Source organism: Kitasatospora sp. NPDC097643 (genome assembly GCF_040302625.1).
GTDB lineage: Bacteria > Actinomycetota > Actinomycetes > Streptomycetales > Streptomycetaceae > Kitasatospora.
The window spans coordinates 15,041-35,086 of sequence record NZ_JBEOSA010000068.1; the positions used below are offsets into that span (position 1 = coordinate 15,041).

The window sequence follows — 20,046 nt, forward strand, 5'->3', positions numbered from 1 at the left end:
TACCTACCGTATTGCGGACCCGGCGGGGTGTGGGGCAGTGCTTCAGAGGTTGAGACGGTCGCGTCAGGCGCTGCGGTCGAGGGCGCGCAGCGAGCGGTCCGTGATCGAACGGGCGCCGCGTCCGATGGCGACCAGGCCGGACTGGACCAACTCCTTGATGCCGTAAGGCTCCAGCATCCGGAGCATGGCCTCCAGCTTGTCCGAGCTGCCGGTGGCCTCGATGGTCACCGCGTCGGGCGACACGTCGACGGTCTTGGCACGGAACAGCTGGACGATCTCGACGATCTGCGACCGGGTCTCGTTGTCGGCGCGGACCTTCACCAGGACCAGTTCCCGCTGGATCGCAGCGGCCTGGTCGAGTTCGACGATCTTTATCACGTTCACGAGCTTGTTGAGCTGCTTGGTGACCTGTTCCAGCGGGAGGTCCTCGACGTTGACCACGATCGTCATCCGGGACACGTCCGGGTGCTCGGTCGGGCCGACGGCGAGGGAGTCGATGTTGAAGCCCCGACGGGAGAACAGGGCGGCGATGCGGGCGAGCACGCCGGGCTTGTTCTCGACCAGGACCGAGAGGGTGTGCTTGGACATGGTGGTCATGTGCTCTCTATCGGATCGGGCCGGGGCGGGCTTAGTCGAGGTCGTCGCCGAAGTCGGGCCGGACGCCCTTGGCGAACTGGATCTCGTCGTTGCTGGTGCCGGCCGCGACCATCGGCCAGACCATGGCGTCCTGGTGGACGATGAAGTCGATGACGACCGGGCGGTCGTTGATCTCCATCGCCTGCTTGATGACCGCGTCCAGGTCCTCGGGGCGCTCACAGCGCAGGCCGACGCAGCCCATCGCCTCGGACAGCAGCACGAAGTCGGGGATCCGGGTGCCCTGGGCCGGCGGCTCGATGCCGTCGTGCTCGGGGCCGGCGTGCAGCACGGTGTTGGAGTAGCGCTGGTTGTAGAAGAGCGTCTGCCACTGGCGGACCATGCCCAGCGAGCCGTTGTTGATGACCGCGACCTTGATCGGAATGTCGTTCAGGGCGCAGGTGACCAGCTCCTGGTTGGTCATCTGGAAGCAGCCGTCGCCGTCGATCGCCCAGACCGCGGCCTCGGGCAGGCCGGCCTTGGCGCCCATCGCGGCCGGGACCGCGTAGCCCATGGTGCCCGCGCCGCCCGAGTTGAGCCAGGTGCCCGGCCGCTCGAAGCGGATGAACTGCGAGCTCCACATCTGGTGCTGGCCGACGCCGGCGGCGTAGATCGCGTCCGAGCCGACCAGCCGGCCGATCCGCTCGATGACCTGCTGCGGGGACAGCTGGCCGGCCGGGGCCGGCTCGAAGCCCAGCGGGTAGGTCTTCTTCCACTCGTCGAGCTTCTCCCACCACTCGGCGTAGTCGCCCTTGTGGCCGGCGTCGAACTCGGCCTGGACGGCGACGATCAGGTCGGCCAGCACCTCGCGGGCGTCGCCGACGATCGGCACGTCGGCCGGGCGGTTCTTGCCGATCTCGGCCGGGTCGATGTCCGCGTGGACGACCTTGGCGTACGGGGCGAAGCTGTCCAGCTTGCCGGTGACGCGGTCGTCGAAGCGGGCGCCGAGGGTGAACAGCAGGTCGGCCTTCTGCAGCGCGGTGACGGCCGGGACGGAGCCGTGCATGCCGGGCATGCCCAGGTGCTGCGGGTGGCTGTCGGGGAAGGCGCCGAGCGCCATCAGGGTGGTGACGACCGGGGCGCCGGTCAGCTCGGCGAGGATCCGCAGCTCGGCGGTGGCCCGCGCCTTGATGACGCCGCCGCCGACGTACAGCACCGGGCGCTTGGCGCTCACCAGCATCTTCGCGGCCTCGCGGATCTGCTTGGCGTGCGGCTTGGTGACCGGGCGGTAGCCGGGCAGCGAGGTCTCGACCGGCCAGCGGAAGGTGGTGGTCGCCTGGAGGGCGTCCTTCGCGATGTCGACCAGGACCGGGCCGGGGCGGCCGGTGGCGGCGATGTGGAACGCCTCGGCGATCACCCGGGGGATCTCGGCCGGGTCGGTGACCAGGTAGTTGTGCTTGGTGATCGGCATCGTGATGCCGCAGATGTCCGCCTCCTGGAAGGCGTCGGTGCCGATCGCCTTGGAGGAGACCTGGCCGGTGATCGCGACCAGCGGGACGGAGTCCATGTAGGCGTCGGCGATCGGGGTGACCAGGTTGGTGGCGCCGGGGCCGGAGGTGGCCATGCAGACCCCGACCCGGCCGGTGGCCTGGGCGTACCCGGTGGCGGCGTGGCCGGCGCCCTGCTCGTGGCGGACCAGGATGTGGCGCACCTTGGTCGAGTCCATCAGCGGGTCGTACGCGGGAAGGATGGCCCCGCCCGGAATGCCGAAGACGGTGTCCGCGCCTACGGCCTCCAGCGAGCGGATGAGCGACTGGGCGCCGGTCATGGTCTCGACGACGTGCTGGGGAGCGGGAGCGTGGGCGGCCGGGGTGTCCCCGCGGCGGGGGGATGCGGCGTGCTCAGTCATCTGCCTGTCTCTTCTCGGGTTTTGCCGGCCCGGTGCTTGCGGGCCCCGGTACTGCGAGGGTGGGGTCCCGGTTTCGGGCCGATCGCCGGCTCTGCCCCAATCGTCCCTTTTCGAGGGGGTTCGGGGCCAGTGGTCTTGCGGGGTGGAACAGCGTCAGTGCAACAAAAAACCCCTCGTGCCAAGGGCATGCGAGGGGTGGCGCGTCGGTCTGTCACGAGCGGGGCGTGCGAGCCCACTCAGCCGACGCGCCCGCCAAGTACGAGAATTCGGGTGCGCATGGCAACGACCTTCCTCCCGTCCGGGGTCGCGTGTCAAGCAGGTGGGATCACCGTCTCGCCATGCGGACCCGCTCCCGGACCGGCCACGGCGCGGTGTTCGGGCAGGTCGGAGGCACCGTGGTGCGGTGCGACCCGCCCTGCCGCGCCCTCCCCGCGGCCACTCGTCCGGGTGTCCGAGGCCAGGTACGCGCGGCGGGCCGAGAGCGAACCGAGCGGCCTCGGCAGCGGGTACGCGCGGCGGGTCAGCGCCCGGCGCAGCCGGGTCTCGTCCAGCGGCGGGGCGAAGGCCGAGCCCTGGCCCTGGCGGCAGCCCAGCTCCTGGAGCACGGAGATCTGGCGGGGCAGGTCCACCCCCTCCGCGGCGGTGGCCAGACCGAGGTCGCGGCCGAGCCGCAGGGCGTGCCCGGCGAGGGTGCGGGCGAGCGCGGACTCCCCGAGGTCCTGGACCAGCGTGCGGTCGAGCTTGAGCCCGTCCAGGGGCAGCCGGCCGAGGGCGCCCAGCGAGCCGCCGCCGGCGCCGTACCCGGCCAGCACGGTGGCGACCCCGAGCCGGCGCAGCGCGGCCAGCCGGCGGCCCAGTTCCTCCGCGATCGGGTCGGCGCCCATCCGGGCCACCTCGATGACCAGTTCGCCGGCCGGCAGCCGGGCGTCGCGCAGGGCCGCCGCCACCGTCTCGTACAGGCCCGGCGAGCAGAGCCGCTCGGCGGAGAGCCGGACCGCGACCGGGACGGGCGGCGCCGTCCGGCTACGGCCGGGCAGCCCGCGCCGGTCGGCGGCGGCCGCCACCGCCTCCTGGACCAGCCAGCGGGAGAACCGGGCGGCCGCGTCGCCGTGCTCGGCCGAGCGCAGGAACTCGGCCGGGGTGAGCAGCAGGCCGCGCGCCGAGCACCAGCGGGCCTGCGCCTCGACGCCGGTGACCACCCCGCTGGCGAGGTCCACCACGGGCTGGTGGAGCAGGGTGAAGCCGCCCTCCCGGACGGCGACCCGCAGCCGTTCCTCCAGTTCGGTGCGGCGCTCCAGGTCGGCCCGCATGGCGGGGGTGTAGAGCACCACCCGGCCCTTGCCCTCGGACTTGGCCCGGTACATCGCCAGGTCGGCGTTGCGCATCAGCTCGTCGGTGGCCGCCCTGGGGTCGGCGGCCGGGCCGCGTTCCGGGGTGCCGAAGGCGATGCCGATGCTGGCGGCGACGCTGAGTTCGGTGCCGCCGATCCAGTACGGCTCGGAGAGCGCGAGGCGCAGCCGCTCGGCGAGCTCCTGGACCTGGAGGCGGCCGAGCGGCCCGCAGACCAGCGCGGCGAACTCGTCGCCGCCGAACCGGGCGACGGTGTCACCGCAGCGCACGGCGCCCTGGAGCCGGCGGGCGGCCTGGACCAGCAGTTCGTCGCCGACCTGGTGCCCGGCGGTGTCGTTGACCGCCTTGAAGCCGTCCAGGTCGAGGAAGAGCACCGCGATGCCGGCGCCGGTCCCGCCCTGCTGGCCGCGCGCACCGAGGGCGGCCCGCAGCCGCTGGGCGAACAACGCCCGGTTGGGCAGGTCGGTGAGCGGGTCGTGGAAGGCGTTGTGCTGCAACTGGGCCTGGAGCATCACGCGTTCGGTGACGTCCCGGCTGTTGAGGATCAGGCCGTCGCGGTGCCGGCTGACCGTCGACTCGACGTGCAGCCACTCGCCGTCACCGGAGCCGATCCGGCACTCCACCCGGGCGGACGGCTCGGCGGTGCCCGGGGAGCGGTGGGCGGTGAGCCGGACCCGGGCCAGGTAGCGGCGGACCTCGGCGAGCACCCGGTCCACGTCCTCGGGGTGGACGAGGTCCAGCAGGTTGCCGCCGACCAGCTCCTCCGGGTCCCGCCCGTAGACGCCGAGCGCGGCCGGGGAGACGTAGGAGAGCACCCCGTTGGCGCCGGCGATCATGATGACGTCGCTGGAGCCCTGCACCAGCGAGCGGAAGTGCGCCTCCTTGTGGGCGAGCTCCTGGGCCAGCGACAGGTTGTCCAGCAGCATCACGCCCTGCCGCAGGATCAGCGCCAGGCCGACGGTGCAGGCGGCCGCGGCCACCACCCGGTCCAGCTGGCGCCCGCCGAGCGCGTTGTAGAGGATCCCGGCGGTGCAGACCGCGGCCGCCGCGTACGGGGTGAGCGCGCTGAAGGTGGTGGCCACCCGGCGGCGCGGCAGGCCGCCCGCCGAGGGGTGTTCGCGCAGCGGACGGCGCCAGCGCGGCGACCAGGGCGCCCAGGCCAGCAGCAGGCTGCCGGAGAACCAGCCGGCGTCCAGGAGTTCGCCCGAGTGGTAGCTGCTGCGCAGCTCCGGGGAGGTGAACAGGGCGTCGCAGAGCACGGTGACGGCGAGCGCGATCATCGCGGTGTGCACGGCCGCCCGGTTGCCGTCCCGGCCGCCGAAGCGCAGCCCGACCACCAGGCTGACCAGCAGGATGTCCAGCACCGGGTAGGCCAGGTTGAGGGCCAGCCGCAGCGGGGAGCCGCCCTCGCCGGCCGCGATCCGGCCGAGCGCCAGGCTCCAGCTGAGGGTGAACAGCGAGCCGGCGATCAGCCAGCCGTCGAGCAGCAGGCAGAGCCAGCCGGCGGCGGAGCGCGGGCGCTGGGCGAGCACCAGGACGCCGGTGATGGCGAGCGGGGCGAACAGCAGGAAGGCGTACTCGGCGAGCGAGTCCCGCGGCAGCGGGGTGCGGACGACCAGCTCGTACCAGCCCCAGGTGCCGTTGCCGAAGGCCACCATGAGCGAGGAGAGGCCGAACAGCAGCCAGGCCGGGCGGGCGTGCCCGCCGACCGTGCAGCCGTACACCAGGCAGGACAGCGCGGCCGCGAGGGCTGCCGCGGCCAGGCCGAAGTCACCCATGAAGATGGAGAGTTGGCGGGATCCCCAGCCGGCGGCGGCGCCCAGGGCGTAGGCCAGGCAGAGGCCGCCGAGGACGAGCCCGGGCAGGGCGCGGCTCTCCCGGAGCCGGCGCAGCGGGCCGCGCGGGTCGGGCGGGGGCGCGCCGGCGTCGGACGCCTCGGCGGCGGACGTGTCGGTGGGCGGCACTCCCGGCCGCCCGGCTCCGGGCAGCACCGTATCGGTGGAGCTCACTCGACCTCTCCCCCTCCGGCCCGGGGGCTGGCGCCCCGGCCACGGGCCACCGGCCGCGCGCCTCTTCTCGGCCGTACGCGGTGGCCTGGCGCCCCGTCAGGACGGTGGCCCAGGGGGTGGGCGGCCTTCCGGTCGCCGCACCGCACCGATGTTCCCGATCGGGACCCTACACCAATTCCGTCACTCAATGACACGCACACTCAACTTAGAGTAATGGCGGGAGGGTAGGGAAATGCACCCGATTCCGGCGGATCGGTCCGGTTGGCGGCGGCGCGCGGGCGGGGGCTCACGCGGCGCGCACGGGAGCACACGGCGGCGCCCGGGTGTCCGCCACCGGCCGCCGGGGCGGCGGCCAGGGGCCGGTGACGGACACCCGGCTCAGCGGGCGGTGGGGGCCAGATCGTCCGGAAACAGCCGTAGCCGGTGGGCCAGCGCGGCCGCCTCGCCCCGGCCGCCGACGCCGAGCTTGCCGAGGATGTTGGAGACGTGCACGCTCGCGGTCTTCGGCGAGATGTACAACTCCTCCGCGATCTGCCGGTTGGTCCAGCCCCTCGTGAGCAACCGGAGCACGTCCCGCTCACGGGGGGTGAGCCCGAAGGAGTCCCCGACCGCCGGGGCCGGCGCCGGGGCGGCCGCCGACCGCTCGGCCGGGGCCAGCGACAGCCCGGCCCGCTCGGCCAGCCCGGCGATCTCCGCCGACAGCGCCCGGTCCCCCCGGGTCGCGGCCAGCTCCGCGGCCTCGCGCAGCAGTTCGGCGCCGGCCTCGCGCCGCCCGGCCTGCACCTCGGCCTCGCCGGCCCGCAGCAGGGCGAGCGCCAGCGGGTACGGCAGCCCGGTCGGCCGCAGCGCGGCGACCGCGGCGGCCCACTGCTCCGGGGTGTCGGAGCCCTCGGCGCGGGCGAGCTCACCCTCCAGCAGCCGCGCCCAGCCGTGGTGCACGGGCGCCTTGGGGGTGAGCCGGGCCGCCGTCGCGGCGATCGCGGCCAGCACCCCGGCCCGGCCCGCGGCGGCCTCCGGCAGGCCCCGCACGTCCGCCTCCACCCCCGCGCCGAGCGCCAGCAGCGGGTACAGCACGCCCTCGTGCCCGACCGGGAGGCGGCCCTCGATCACCGTGAGCAGCTCGGCCCTGGCCTCCAGCGGACGCCCGCTGCGGGCCGCGATCACCAGTGCCAGCCGGGCGATCGGGACGGTGTGCTGGAACTGGCTGACCCGCTTGGAGGCCCGGGCCTGGGCGAGCATGCCCGCCGCACTGGCGAGGTCCCCGCGCAGCAGCGCGACCTCGCTGCGCAGCCGGTCCAGGAACTCGGCGTGGCTGCCCGGCGGGTCGTGCCGCTCGGAGTCCGCGAGCAGTCCGGCCGCCTCGTCGGGACGCCCGAGGTCCAGCAGCGCCTCGGCGAGGTTGCCGGACAGGATGGTCCCGACGTTGCGCTGCAGCCCGTTGCCGCGCGCGGCCTCCAGCCCCTCCCGGGCGAGCGCCGCCGCCTCCTCGGCCCGGCCGAGCGACTGCAGCAGGCTGGCCAGGTTGTTGACGCCGCGCAGCAGCACGTCCGGGACGCCCAGCCCGCGGGCGGCCTCGACCGCCGCGGTCATCTCGGCGACGGCCCGATCGGGGTCGTTCTCCAGGTCGTTGCGCAGGGTGCCGAGGGTCATCAGGGCGTGCTGCTCGATCCAGTGCGCGCCGACCTGCCGGGCGATCGCGACGGCCCGCTCGGCCAGCTCCACGTCCTCCTCGGTCGGGTCGTTGAGCATCGCGATGCCGGCGCTCAGTGCCAGCACCTCGGCCTGGACGGCGGACGGCGGACGGTTCTCCACCAGCCGGCGGGCGTGCGCCGCCTCGTCGTTGCTGCCGGTCCGGTTGAGGCTGCCGAGCATCCGCGCCCGGTTCATCCGGAACCAGGCCGCACGCATCGGGTGCTCCTGCTCGTCGACCAGCCGCACGCCCCGCTTGGCCAGGCTCAGACCGCGCTCGCGGTCGCCGCTGCGCCGGGCCGCGACCACCGCCTCGGCCAGCACGTCGACCAGCTGGATCCGGTCGCAGTCCTCGTCCTGGGCGCTGAGGTCGCAGGAGCCCGGCGGGTAGGTCTCGGCCCAGTCGTACGGGCGCAGGGTGTGCGCCAGCACGTCCTCGGAGACCATGTCCCACAGCTCCAGGGCGCGTTCCAGCATGCCGAGCTGCTCGGCGAAGGCGTTGCGGCGGCGGGCCGCCCGGGCGGCGTCCAGGGCGGTCGGCAGGGCGCGGGCCGGATCGTGCGCGTGGTACCAGTAGTTGGCGAGCCGGGCCGGCAGGGCGTCACTGGAGACCAGGTGCGGCTGCGCTTCCACGGCGAGCGCGAACTTGCGGTTGATCCGGTGCCGTTCGCCGGGCAGCAGGTCGTCCGAGACCGCCTCGCGGACCAGCGCGTGCCGGAAGCGGTAGCCCTCGCCGTCGCTGTCCGGGCGCAGGATGTTGGCTCCGACGGCCGCCCGCAGCGCCTCGATCAGCTGCTCCTCATCGTCGTCCAGGACGGCGGAGAGCAGGGCGTGTTCGACGTACGAGCCGCCCTCGGCGGCGATCCGCACCACCCGCTGGGACTCCTCGTCCAGGCTCTCGACCCGGACCAGCAGGATGTCGCGCAGCGAGTCGGTGAGCCCGGCCCCGCAGCCGTCCTGGAAGGCGGTGGCCAGCTCCTCGACGAAGAACGGGTTGCCCTCGGAGCGGCGGTGGATCCGGTCCACCAGCTCCCGGTCGGGCGCGGCGGTGCCGAGGATGCCGGCCAGCTGCGCGGCGACCTCCCGGCGGCGGAACCGCTCCAGCTCCAACCGCTGGACGGTGCGCAGCCGTTCGAGTTCGGCGAGGAAGGGGCGCAGCGGGTGCCGGCGGTGCAGGTCGTCGGTGCGGTAGGTGGCGACCAGCAGCACCCGGGAGCGGTGCAGGGTGCGGACCAGGTAGGCGAGCAGTTCGCGGGTGGAGCGGTCGGACCAGTGCAGGTCCTCGACGGCCAGCACGAGGGTACGGTCCGCGCCGAGCCGTTCGAACAGTCGCGCGGTGTGTTCGAACAGCCGGGCCCGGCCGTACTCGTCGTTGGGTTCGCCGTCGGCCTCGCCGAACTCGGGCAGCAGCCGGGCGAGATGGCCCTCGCTGCCGGCCGCCGCGGCCTCCAGCTCGGTGCCCAGCTGACGGTGCAGCCGGCGCAGCGCGGCCGCGAGCGGCGCGAACGGCAGACCCTCGGCGCCGACCTCCAGACAGCTGCCGAGCGTGGTGACCGCTCCCCCGTCGCAGGCCCGTTGGAGGAACTCCTCCAGCAGCCGGGTCTTGCCGACGCCGGCCTCGCCGCCGATCAGGACGGCCTGCGGGCTGCCGGAGCCCGCCCGGCGCAGCGCGCCGATCAGTTCGGTGATCTCGCTGCCACGGCCGACGAAGACGGGACTCACCGATATCTGCTGCATGGAGGCGAGCATGCCATAGCCGGACCGGCCTGGCCGAGGGGAATTCTCCCCCGGCGAACGCCCGGAGGGGGAGGCGCTCCCCTGTGGCGCCTCCCCCTCCGGAATCTCCTCGGCACCCTGGTGGTGCCGGTCCATCAGCATTCGCGCTGACGCGCGGGGCGCCGCTGGAAGCGGGCGGCGACGGGGCGGCGGCGCAGGCGGCTCGCCTTCTTCGCCTCGCGCACCAGGCGCTCGTGCTCGGCGCGGGCCTCAAGCTCGTGGGCGTGCTGCTGGATGAGCTCGTACTCGATCACTTCGGTTCCCCTTTGGGATTCTGGGACTTCACTGCGTTTCGCTGACAGGTAAGAGCTTCCTCTCCCAGAGGGGTGCCGGGCATCGGAAGCCTGCCCGATCTTCCGGGGCCCGGATGCCTTAGATCGGGGGTTTGGAAAGGACAAAGGCCCGGTCTTACCTCGATACAGAGGTGAGACCGGGCCTTAGGCCTTACTTAGAGGGCCTTAGACGCCTTAGACGCCTTAGGAAGCTCAGGCAGAGACGCCCAGCTTCTCCAAGCTGCGCCTACTGTCCTGTCACGCCGAGGCGCTCCAGGATCAGGTCCTTCACGCGGGCCGCGTCGGCCTGGCCGCGGGTGGCCTTCATGACCGCGCCGACCAGCGCGCCGACGGCCGCAACCTTGCCGTCGCGGATCTTGGCGGCGACCGCCTCGTTCTCGGCGATGGCCTGGTCGACGGCGGCACCGAGCGCGGAGTCGTCCGAGACGACGGCCAGGCCGCGCTTCTCGACGACCTCGTCCGGCTCGCCCTCGCCGGCCAGCACGGCCTCGATGACCTGACGGGCCAGCTTGTCGTTCAGCTTGCCCTCGGCGACCAGCGCGGCGACCCGGGCGACCTGCACCGGGGTGATCGGCTGCTCGCTCAGCTCGGTGCCGGTCTCGTTGGCCCGGCGGGCCAGCTCGCCCATCCACCACTTGCGGGCCTGGTCGGCCGGGGCACCGGCGGCGATGGTCTCCTGGATCGGCTCCACCGCACCGGCGTTGAGGACGGACTGCATGTCCTTGTCGGACAGGCCCCACTCGGCCTGGAGGCGGGCCCGGCGCACCCGCGGCAGCTCGGGCAGCGCGGCACGCAGCTCCTCGACCCACGCGCGGGCGGGGGCGATCGGCACCAGGTCCGGCTCCGGGAAGTAGCGGTAGTCCTCGGCGTTGTCCTTGATCCGGCCCGAGGTGGTGCTGCCGTTGTCCTCGTGGAAGTGGCGGGTCTCCTGGACGATGGTGCCGCCGTCGGTCAGCACGGTCGCGTGCCGCTGGATCTCGAACCGGGCGGCCCGCTCCACGCTGCGCAGCGAGTTGACGTTCTTGGTCTCCGAACGGGTGCCGAAGGTCTCGGTGCCGTTCGGGCGCAGCGACAGGTTGACGTCGCAGCGCATCTGGCCCTTGTCCATCCGGGCCTCGGAGACACCCAGCGAGCGGATGACCTCGCGCAGCTCGGCGACGTACGCCTTGGCGACCTCGGGAGCGCGCTCACCGGCGCCGACGATCGGCTTGGTGACGATCTCGATCAGCGGGATGCCGGCCCGGTTGTAGTCGAGCAGCGAGTGGGTGGCGCCGTGGATGCGGCCCGTGGCGCCACCGACGTGGCTGGACTTGCCGGTGTCCTCCTCCATGTGGGCGCGCTCGATCTCCACCCGGAAGGTCGAGCCGTCCTCCAGCTGCACGTCGAGGTAGCCGTTGAAGGCGATCGGCTCGTCGTACTGCGAGGTCTGGAAGTTCTTGGGCATGTCCGGGTAGAAGTAGTTCTTCCGCGCGAACCGGCACCACTCGGCGATCTCGCAGTTCAGCGCCAGGCCGATCTTGACGGCCGACTCCACGCCGGTCGCGTTGACCACCGGCAGCGAGCCCGGCAGGCCCAGGCAGGTGGGGCAGGTCTGGCTGTTCGGCTCGGCACCCAGCTCGGTCGAGCAACCGCAGAACATCTTGGTCTTGGTGCCCAGCTCGACGTGGACCTCAAGGCCCATCACCGGGTCGTACGACGCGAGAGCGTCCTCGTAGGAGACCAGGTTCATGACGCTCACAGCGTCCCTTCACTCATAAGACTTGGGAGGTACGGGCCCGGCCGCACGCGAAGCGGCGGCCGGGCTTAGGGCGTGTCCTGCGGGTCCTTGCCGGGTCCGCGACGCCGGGGCACGCACCTCGCCGCGTTGTCGTCGGTCGCCAATGCTCCGCAGTGGCTCCCTCCTCCGCCTTGCGATGCACGCACCCCAACGCCGCGGCCTGATCCGACAAAACCCCCAGGGCACGCCCTGGGCGCTCAGCTCAGCCCAGCAGCACGTCGTCGGAGCCCAGCTGACGCAGCTCGCGCACCAGCAGGGCGGTGCCGGTGATCAGCGCGGCGGCGCCGACCAGGGCGTTGACCAGCTTGAGGGTGTCGCTCTCCTCGCGGGCCTTCCGGACGTCCTTGACCACGGAGATCGCGCCGAAGGCGCTGGTGCCGATGGACAGCCAGAGACCGGGCTTCGAATGCCTGAAGCCCTTGGCCTTCTCGATCTTGCTCACAGTGCCGGTGCCTCCTCCAGCAGGGTGTGCCCCCACTTGTCGTTGAGTGCGGCCTCGACGGCGCCGCCCACGCGGTACAGGCGGTCGTCCGCCATCGCGGGTGCGATGATCTGCAGGCCGACCGGGAGATTGTCCTCCGGGGCGAGGCCGACCGGCAGCGACATGGCCGCGTTGCCCGCCAGGTTGGACGGAATCGTGCACAGGTCGGCCAGGTACATCGCCATCGGGTCGTCGGCGCGCTCGCCGATCGGGAAGGCGGTGGTCGGCGTGGTCGGCGAGACCAGGACATCCACACCGGCGAAGGCCGCGTCGAAGTCCCGCGAGATGAGCGTGCGGACCTTCTGGGCCGAGCCGTAGTAGGCGTCGTAGTAGCCCGAGGAGAGGGCGTAGGTGCCCAGGATGATGCGGCGCTTGACCTCGTCGCCGAAGCCGGCCTCGCGGGTCAGCGCGGTGACCTCCTCGGCCGAGCGGGAGCCGTCGTCGCCGACCCGCAGGCCGTAGCGCATCGCGTCGAAGCGGGCCAGGTTGGAGGAGCACTCGCTGGGCGCGATCAGGTAGTACGCCGGCAGCGCCAGGGTGAACGACGGGCAGGAGACCTCGACGACCTCGGCGCCCAGCTCGCGCAGCAGCTCCACCGACTCGTTGAAGCGCTGCATCACGCCGGCCTGGTAGCCCTCGCCGGCGAACTCCTTGACCACGCCGATCCGCATGCCGCGGACGTCGCGCATCTTCGCCGCCTCGACCACGGCCGGGACCGGCGCGTCGATCGAGGTGGAGTCCAGCGGGTCGTGCCCGGCGATGGCCTCGTGCAGCAGCGCCGCGTCCAGCACGGTACGGGCGCACGGGCCGCCCTGGTCCAGGCTGCTGGAGAAGGCGACCAGGCCGTAGCGGGAGACCGCGCCGTAGGTCGGCTTGACGCCGACGGTGCCGGTGACGGCGCCCGGCTGGCGGATCGAACCGCCGGTGTCGGTGCCGATCGCCAGCGGGGCCTCGTAGGCGGCCAGCGCGGCGGCCGAGCCGCCGCCGGAGCCGCCGGGGATGCGGGTGAGGTCCCACGGGTTGCCGGTCGGGCCGTAGGCGGAGTTCTCGGTGGAGGAGCCCATCGCGAACTCGTCCATGTTGGTCTTGCCGAGGATGACGACGCCGGCGTCCTTGAGACGGGTCGTCAGGGTGGCGTCGTACGGCGGGATCCAGCCTTCGAGGATCTTGGAGCCGCAGGTGGTCGGCACGCCCTTGGTGGTGAAGACGTCCTTCAGCGCGAGCGGGACGCCGGCCAGCGGGCCCAGCTCCTCGCCCTTGGCGCGCTTCTCGTCGACGGCCCGGGCGGCCTTCAGCGCGCCTTCGGTGTCGACGTGCAGGAAGGCGTTGACCTTCTTGTCGACGGCCTCGATGCGGTCCAGGTGCGCCTGCGCGACCTCGACGGCGGAGACCTCGCCCTTCGAGATGGCGGCGGCCGTCTCGGCGGCGGTGTACTTGATCAGCTCGGTCATCTCGGTCAGTCCTCCCCGAGGATCTGCGGCACACGGAAACGCTGCTCCTCGGCGGCCGGGGCGCCGGAGAGCGCCTGGTCCGGGGTGAGCGACGGCCGCACCTCGTCGGCGCGCATGACGTTGGTCAGCGGCAGCGGGTGGGAGGTCGGCGGGACGTCCTGTCCGGCGACCTCGGAAACGCGGGCGACCGCGCCGATGATCACGTCGAGCTGCTCGGCGAAGTGGTCCAGCTCTTCGGGCTTCAGCTCAAGACGCGACAGCCGGGCGAGGTGGGCGACCTCCTCGCGCGTGATGCCAGGCATGCAGCGATCCTCAGGGTGAGTTCTGGTGAGACCCGGCACCGCGCTCAGGCGGTGCCGGGCCCGGGCAGGAGCAGCCGGGTTCGGCGCTCCGTCCTCGTGGTCTTTGGACCCCATCCTATGGGGCCCGGCCCGGCCACCGGCCAACGAGTGAGCCCGCGCGCCCGTCACCGCGGCCCGGGCACGTCCTTCACCGCCGCCCGGGCACGTCCTTCACCGCGGCCCGGGCACGTCCGTCACTGCGGCCTGGTCCGGGCCCAACTCTGCGTCCCCGGCGCCTGGATCTCCATCTGCGCGGCCGGCACCGGCTGGCCCGCCTGCACCGCCCGGGCGGCGGGCGGCAGCACCGGTGGGAGGGCCGGCGGCAGCACCGGGGGCAGGACGGGGGGCAGGGTCGGCGGCAGCACCGGCGGGATGACCGGCTGGCCCACCGACGGGATGACGGACTGGCCCCCCTGCATCGCCTGGAGGGCCGGCGGCAGCTGGGCCGGCGGCGCGGCCAGCCGCTCCACCGGCGGGGCGCCGGTGCGGTGCACCCGCAGCCAGGCGGTGGCCTGCTCGGGCGGCAGCGCCGCGGACACCAGCCAGCCCTGGACGGCGTCCACCCCCATGCAGTGCAGCCGCTCCCAGGTCTCGTCGTCCTCCACGCCCTCGGCGACCACGGTCAGGCCCAGCGAGTGGGCGAGCTCGACCGAGCAGCGGACCACCGCCGCGTCGTGGTCGTCGGCGACCATCCGGGAGACGAAGGAGCGGTCGATCTTCAGCTCGCCGACCGGCAGGCTGCGCAGCCGCACCAGCGAGGAGTGCCCGGTGCCGAAGTCGTCCAGCGACATCCCGACGCCGTAGCCCCGCAGTTCGGCCAGGGTGTCGGCGGCCCGGCGGGAGTCGTCCAGCAGCAGCCGCTCGGTGATCTCCAGCTGGAGCGCGTGGGCCGGCACCTGGTGGCGGACCAGGTGTCCGGCGACCCGCTGGGCGAAGCCGGGATTGAGCACGTCGCGCGGCGAGACGTTGACCGCGACCTGCACCTGGAGGCCCTGGTCGCGCCAGTACGCGAGCTGGCCGACCGCCGCCTCCAGCACGTAGTCGGTGAGCCGCGGCATCAGACCGCTGGACTCGGCGAGGCCGACGAACTCGTCCGGCGAGACCCGGCCCTGACCGGGCCGCTCCCAGCGCAGCAGCGCCTCCAGGCCGACCACCCGGCCGTCGAAGGCCACCTTCGGCTGGTAGTGCAGCTGCACCTCGCCGGTCTCCAGGGCCCGCCGCAGGTCCCCCAGCAGGCCGATCCGGTACGGCGTGTCGGCGTCCTGGGTCTCGTCGTACTGGGCGACGCCGCTGCAACCGCGCTGGGCGTGCCCCATCGCCACGTCGGCGCGGCGCAGCAGCGACTCGGCGTCCTGGGCGTGCTGCGGGTAGACGCATACGCCCGCGGTGGCCTCCAGGACGAGCAGCAGCCCGTCCAGCCGGATCGGGGCGGCGAGCTCGGTGATCAGCGCCTTGGCGACCCGCTCCAGGCTGTCCGGGCAGTTGATGCCGGGCAGCAGCACGGCGAACTCGTCGCCGCCCATCCGGGCCACCATCGGGCGGCCGCGCCGGTAGTGCCGGGGCAGGCCGGCGAAGACGTCGTCGATGGACTCCCGGGTGGGGCTGCCGGCCGGGCCGCCGGAGCGCAGCGCGCGGTGCAGCCGGCGGGCGATGTGCACCAGCAGCCGGTCGCCGGCGGTGTGACCGAGGGTGTCGTTGAGCGTTCGGAAACGATCGAGATCGAGCAGGATGAGACCGACGCTGTAGCCCTCCTCGCGTCCGGCGATCGCCTCCTGGGCGGCCAGGAGTAAGGCCTGACGGTTGGGCAGATCGGTCAGCGGGTCGGTCAGCTGATCGCGGGCGCGGTCCCGGGCGATCCGCCAGGCGGCGACCAGGACGGCCAGTGGAACCGCGAACAGCGGCAGCAGTTCGGGTTCGTAGCGGTAGACCAGGACGGCCAGCGGGATGAGCGGCGCGGCACCGGCCAGCAGCACGCCGAGCAGCAGGACCGCACCCGCCACCCCCTGCGGCGGGCGTGTGGGCGCACCGCCGGTCGTACGATCCATAAGCCCTGTCCTCCGTCGGGCCCGCCCCGTCAGGCCGCCTTACGGTGAGGCACCGTGCCGGTACCGACAGCTGCCGGGCATGGAGCGACCCCGCGGAGTACCGGCTCAGCCGGTGCCCCCACCCCTGCTGACACTCTGTTGCGCTCCAGGGTATGCCGGGGTCCCCCCGGTGGGCAGACTTTCGGACAACCGGAAACGCGCCACCGCGCCCGGGTGCCACACAGTGACACGATGCCCGCTTCAACGGCGCGGCACCCGGTGACGTTGCATCAGGACGATAACAAGACGGATTCGGCGGCCCGGCGCTCGGGTCAGGCGTCGGCCGCCGCCTCCTCCGCCTCGGGAATCCCCAGGTGGGCGCGGGCCGCGGCCGGGCCGTCGGCGAGCAGCACGGCGAAGCCGGCGTCGTCCAGGACCGGCAGACCGAGCTGGACGGCCTTGTCGTACTTCGATCCCGGATTGTCACCGGCCACGACGAAATCGGTCTTCTTCGAGACCGAACCGGTCACCTTCGCACCGCGCGAGGTCAGCGCCTCCTTGGCGCCGTCCCGGGTGTGCCCGGCCAGCGTGCCGGTGACCACCACGGTCAGCCCCTCCAGCGGGCGCTCCGCCCCCTCCTCGTCGGCGAACTCCTCGGTGAAGCGGACGCCGGCGGCGCGCCACTTCTCCAGGATCTCCCGGTGCCAGTCGACCTGGTACCACTCGATGATCGAACGGGCCGTACCGGACCCGACACCCTCGGTGGCGGCCAACCGCTCCTCGTCGGCCGCGAAGATCGCGTCCAGGTCGCGGAACTCGCGTGCCAGCGCCTGGGCGGCCACCGGGCCGACGTGACGGATGGACAGCCCGTTGAGATAGCGCCAGAGCGGGCGGTCCTTGGCCTTGCCGAGGTTGTCCAGCAACAGCCCGGTGGTCTTCTTCGCCGCGCCGGCCGTAGTGGCGAAGAAGAACACCTCCTTCTCCTCCCCGGTGACGTCGTCCAGCTTGGGCATGCCCGTCTTCTGGTCGCGCACCAGCACCTTGATCGGCAGCAGCTGCTCCTCGGTCAGCCCGAAGATGTCGCCCTCGTTCCGCACCGGCGCCTCGACCGGCTCCAGCGGCTGGGTCAGCGCGGTGGCGGCAACGTAGCCGAGCCCCTCGATGTCCAGGCACGACCGCCCGCCCAGGAAGGCGATCCGCTCACGGATCTGCGCCGGGCAGAACTGCGCGTTCGGACAGCGCAGATCGATGTCCCCCTCGGCCATCGGGCGCAGCTCACTGCCGCACTCCGGACAGTGCGAGGGCATCACGAACGCCTGCTCGGTGCCGTCCCGCAGGTCGTAGACCGGGCCGAGGATCTCCGGGATGACGTCACCGGCCTTGCGCAGCACCACGGTGTCGCCGAGCAGCACGTCCTTGGCCTTGACGATCTGCTGGTTGTGCAGCGTCGCGTACTGCACCATCGAGCCGGCCACCTTCACCGGCTCGGCCAGCACCGCGTACGGGGTGGCCCGGCCGGTGCGGCCGATGCCGACCTTGATCTCGGCCAGCGTCCCGGTGACCTCCTCCGGCGGGTACTTCCAGGCGATCGCCCAGCGCGGCGACTTGGAGGTGGCGCCGAGCCGGCCCTGGAGGGCGATCTCGTCGACCTTGACGACGACGCCGTCGATCTCGTGCTCCACCGAGTGCCGCTGCTCGCCGAAGTGCTTGATGAACGCCCGCACCTCGTCGAGGGACTTCACCACCTTGTTGTGCCGGGCGGTCGGCAGGCCCCAGTCGTGCAGCAGCTGGTAGGCGTGCGACTGGTTGTCGATGGCGAAGCCGACCCGGGCGCCGATGCCGTGCACCACCATGTGCAGCGGGCGCGAGGCGGTGACGTGCGGGTCCTTCTGGCGCAGCGAACCGGCGGCGGCGTTGCGGGGGTTCATGAACAGCCGGATCATCGCCCGGGGCCGCTTGCCCTCCTTGGCGCGCTCCTCGTTCTCCTGCCGGCGGCGCTCGTTCTCCTCCGCGAACGAGGCGTTGAGCGCGTCGAAGGCCTCGGTCGGGAAGTAGACCTCGCCGCGGATCTCCACCAGCTCGGGGACGTTGTCGCCCTTGAGCTGGTGCGGGATCTCCTTGATGGTGCGGACGTTGGCCGTGATGTCCTCGCCGACCCGGCCGTCGCCGCGCGTCGCCGCCTGCACCAACTGGCCGTTCTCGTAGGTGAGGTTGACGGCCAGGCCGTCCACCTTGAGCTCGCACAGGTAGTGGTAGTCGATGCCGTCCAGCTCGGTGGCGACCCGCTCGGCCCAGGCGGCGAGCTCCTCGTCGTCCATGGCGTTGTCGAGGCTGAGCAGCCGCTCGCGGTGCTCGACCTCGGCGAACAGCTCGGTGGGCGCGCCGCCGACCTTCTGGGTCGGCGAGTCCGGGGTCACCAGGGCCGGGTGCTCGGCCTCCAGCGCCTCCAACTCGCGCATCAGGGTGTCGAACTCGGCGTCCGAGACGACCGGCGCGTCCTGCTCGTAGTACCGGGCGCGGTGGTCGGTGATCTCCGCCGCCAGCTCGGCGTGCCGCCTGCGCACCTCCGCCGGGACGTCCTCCCAGCCCTCGACAGCCACCACCGCAAGCCCTCCTACGTTCTCATTCCGGGTTGTCCACCAGGCTCTGCGCCGCCCGCGCGGCGAGCGACAGCGCCTTGCGCGCGTACGCCGGGGAGGCCCCGGCCAGCCCGCAGGTCGGCGTCACCAGCACACGGCGGCCCAGCAGCTCCGGGGCGAACCCCAGCCTGCGCCACAAGGTCCTGACACCCTGGACACTACCGGCCGGGTCCGACACTCCCTGGTCAGTGGCGGGGACGACACCGGCGAGGATCATCGTGCCCGCCTCGACCGCCTCGCCCAGGTCGTCGTCCTGCCGCTCGGTCAGCAGCGAGAAGTCCAGCGAGACGCCGGCCACCCCGGCCCGGCGCAGCAGCGGGATCGGGACGTCGGGCGCGCAGCAGTGCACCAGCACGGGGGCGTCCAGGCCGCGGATGGTCTCCCGCAGCACCTCCTCGGCGACCTGCCGGTCCACCGAGCGCAGCCGCTGGAAGCCGCTGGCGGTCTTCACCGAACCGGCCAGCACGGCGGGCAGCGAGGGCTCGTCCAGCTGGAGCACGACCTCGGCGCCGGGGACGCGCTTGCGGACCTCGGCGAGGTGGCGGCGCAGGCCCTCGGTCAGCGAGCCGGCGATGTCGCGGCAGGCGCCGTGGTCGGAGAGCGCCTTCTCGCCGTACTTGAGCTCGATGTTCGCCGCCAGCGTCCACGGGCCGACGGCCTGGACCTTCAGCGCGCCCCGGTAGCCCTGGGTGAACTCCTCCAGGGCGTCCAGGTCCTCGCCGAGCCAGGAGTGCGCGCGGCGGGTGTCCCGGCCGGGCCGGTCGGTGAACCGCCAGCCGGACGGCTCGGTCTGCGCGAACAGCTCGACCAGGAGGCCGGCGGAGCGGCCGATCATGTCGGCGCCCGGGCCGCGGGCGGGCAGCTCGGGCAGGAACGGCAGGTGCTCCAGCGCCCCGGTGGAGGTCTTGGCGGCCTCCCGGGCGTCGGTGCCGGGCAGCGAGCCGACGCCGGTGGCGGCGCCGCGCAGGTCGGGGAAGGGGTGTGGGGTGCTCACCCGTCCGAGCCTAGTGCGCGGCGCCTGCCGCTTCTGCGGTCAGTGCCCCGGGCGGACGGTGATCTCGGTGATCTCCGCGTCGCGGGAGGCGTCGAGCGCGGCCACGATCGCCTTCGCCACCGACTCCGGCGCGATCCAGCGGTCGGCGTCGTACTCCTTGCCCTCCTGCTGGTGCACCTTGACCTGCATCGCCGTGGCGGTGCGGCCCGGGTAGACCGAGGTGACCCGGACGCCGTTGCCGTGCTCCTCCTGGCGGAGGGAGTCGGCCAGCGCCTTCAGCCCGTGCTTGCTCGCCGCGTACCCCGACCACTCCGCGTGGGCGGTGAGGCCGGCGCCGGAGTTGACGTACACCACATGGCCCTTGGCCAGGCGGAGGGAGGGCAGGAGCAGCCTGGTGAGCTCGGCCGGCGCGACCAGGTTGACGTTCAGCATCTCCTGCCACGCCTTGACCGGCAGGTCGGCCACGGTGCCCAGCTCGACGACGCCCGCGACGTGCAGAAGGGAGTCCAGCTCGACCGGCAGCGCCTGGTGACCGAAGGCCCAGGACAGCTTCGCGGGATCCTTCAGGTCGCCGACCAGGGTCTTCGCCCCGGGGAAGCGCTCCCGCAGCTCGGCGGCGCGCCGGGCGTCCCGGGCCAGCAGCCAGAGTTCGTCCCCGCGCTCCGCGAGCTTCTCCGCCAGAACGGCGCCGATGCCGGAGCCCGCGCCGGTGATCAGATGTGCAGCCATGCCGCCGATCC

12 protein-coding genes and 1 pseudogene are annotated in these 20,046 nt (G+C 73.1%); all 13 read right to left on the reverse strand.

What is annotated here, in order from left to right; translation table 11 throughout:
• Positions 1–63: 63 nt before the first annotated feature.
• The 13 genes and pseudogenes from ilvN to ABTY15_RS32210 all read right to left on the reverse strand — a co-directional run bounded on the left by ilvN (position 64) and on the right by ABTY15_RS32210 (position 20,035).
• On the reverse strand, positions 64–588 hold the full coding sequence (gene ilvN, locus ABTY15_RS32150; protein ID WP_218202005.1) for an acetolactate synthase small subunit: 525 nt from the start codon (positions 586–588) through the stop codon (positions 64–66).
• Between the two features lie 40 nt (positions 589–628).
• Positions 629–2,482, reverse strand: a complete 1,854-nt coding sequence (locus ABTY15_RS32155; protein ID WP_350603173.1) for an acetolactate synthase large subunit — start codon at positions 2,480–2,482, stop codon at positions 629–631.
• A gap of 311 nt (positions 2,483–2,793) precedes the next feature.
• The gene (locus ABTY15_RS32160) at positions 2,794–5,724 is read right to left on the reverse strand and encodes a putative bifunctional diguanylate cyclase/phosphodiesterase (protein WP_350603261.1); all 2,931 of its coding nucleotides are present in this window, start codon (positions 5,722–5,724) and stop codon (positions 2,794–2,796) included.
• A 495-nt stretch (positions 5,725–6,219) separates the two neighbouring features.
• The gene (locus ABTY15_RS32165; RefSeq protein ID WP_350603176.1) at positions 6,220–9,267 is read right to left on the reverse strand and encodes a helix-turn-helix transcriptional regulator; all 3,048 of its coding nucleotides are present in this window, start codon (positions 9,265–9,267) and stop codon (positions 6,220–6,222) included.
• Between the two features lie 134 nt (positions 9,268–9,401).
• Complete coding sequence (locus ABTY15_RS32170) at positions 9,402–9,560, reverse strand: hypothetical protein (RefSeq protein WP_350603179.1); 159 nt, start codon at positions 9,558–9,560, stop codon at positions 9,402–9,404.
• 265 nt (positions 9,561–9,825) lie between these two features.
• On the reverse strand, positions 9,826–11,337 hold the full coding sequence (gatB, locus tag ABTY15_RS32175; RefSeq protein WP_350603180.1) for an Asp-tRNA(Asn)/Glu-tRNA(Gln) amidotransferase subunit GatB: 1,512 nt from the start codon (positions 11,335–11,337) through the stop codon (positions 9,826–9,828).
• A gap of 241 nt (positions 11,338–11,578) precedes the next feature.
• Positions 11,579–11,818: a hypothetical protein gene (locus tag ABTY15_RS32180; protein ID WP_350603185.1), complete on the reverse strand. Its 240-nt coding sequence runs from the start codon at positions 11,816–11,818 to the stop codon at positions 11,579–11,581.
• The gene (gatA, locus tag ABTY15_RS32185; RefSeq protein ID WP_350603188.1) at positions 11,815–13,308 is read right to left on the reverse strand and encodes an Asp-tRNA(Asn)/Glu-tRNA(Gln) amidotransferase subunit GatA; all 1,494 of its coding nucleotides are present in this window, start codon (positions 13,306–13,308) and stop codon (positions 11,815–11,817) included. Before gatA ends, ABTY15_RS32180 begins: the two co-directional genes overlap by 4 nt.
• A gap of 5 nt (positions 13,309–13,313) precedes the next feature.
• The gene (gatC, locus tag ABTY15_RS32190) at positions 13,314–13,610 is read right to left on the reverse strand and encodes an Asp-tRNA(Asn)/Glu-tRNA(Gln) amidotransferase subunit GatC (RefSeq protein ID WP_280675855.1); all 297 of its coding nucleotides are present in this window, start codon (positions 13,608–13,610) and stop codon (positions 13,314–13,316) included.
• A 467-nt stretch (positions 13,611–14,077) separates the two neighbouring features.
• Positions 14,078–15,631 (reverse strand): annotated as a pseudogene (locus tag ABTY15_RS32195) (putative bifunctional diguanylate cyclase/phosphodiesterase); the annotation flags it as partial.
• Between the two features lie 374 nt (positions 15,632–16,005).
• Positions 16,006–18,276 carry an NAD-dependent DNA ligase LigA gene (ligA, locus tag ABTY15_RS32200; RefSeq protein ID WP_350603194.1) on the reverse strand — a complete coding sequence of 757 codons (2,271 nt, stop codon included), beginning with the start codon at positions 18,274–18,276 and terminating at the stop codon, positions 16,006–16,008.
• Positions 18,277–18,295: 19 nt separating this feature from the next.
• On the reverse strand, positions 18,296–19,306 hold the full coding sequence (locus ABTY15_RS32205) for a methionine synthase (RefSeq protein ID WP_350603196.1): 1,011 nt from the start codon (positions 19,304–19,306) through the stop codon (positions 18,296–18,298).
• Positions 19,307–19,345: 39 nt separating this feature from the next.
• Positions 19,346–20,035: an SDR family oxidoreductase gene (locus tag ABTY15_RS32210; protein ID WP_350603199.1), complete on the reverse strand. Its 690-nt coding sequence runs from the start codon at positions 20,033–20,035 to the stop codon at positions 19,346–19,348.
• Positions 20,036–20,046: the final 11 nt, after the last annotated feature.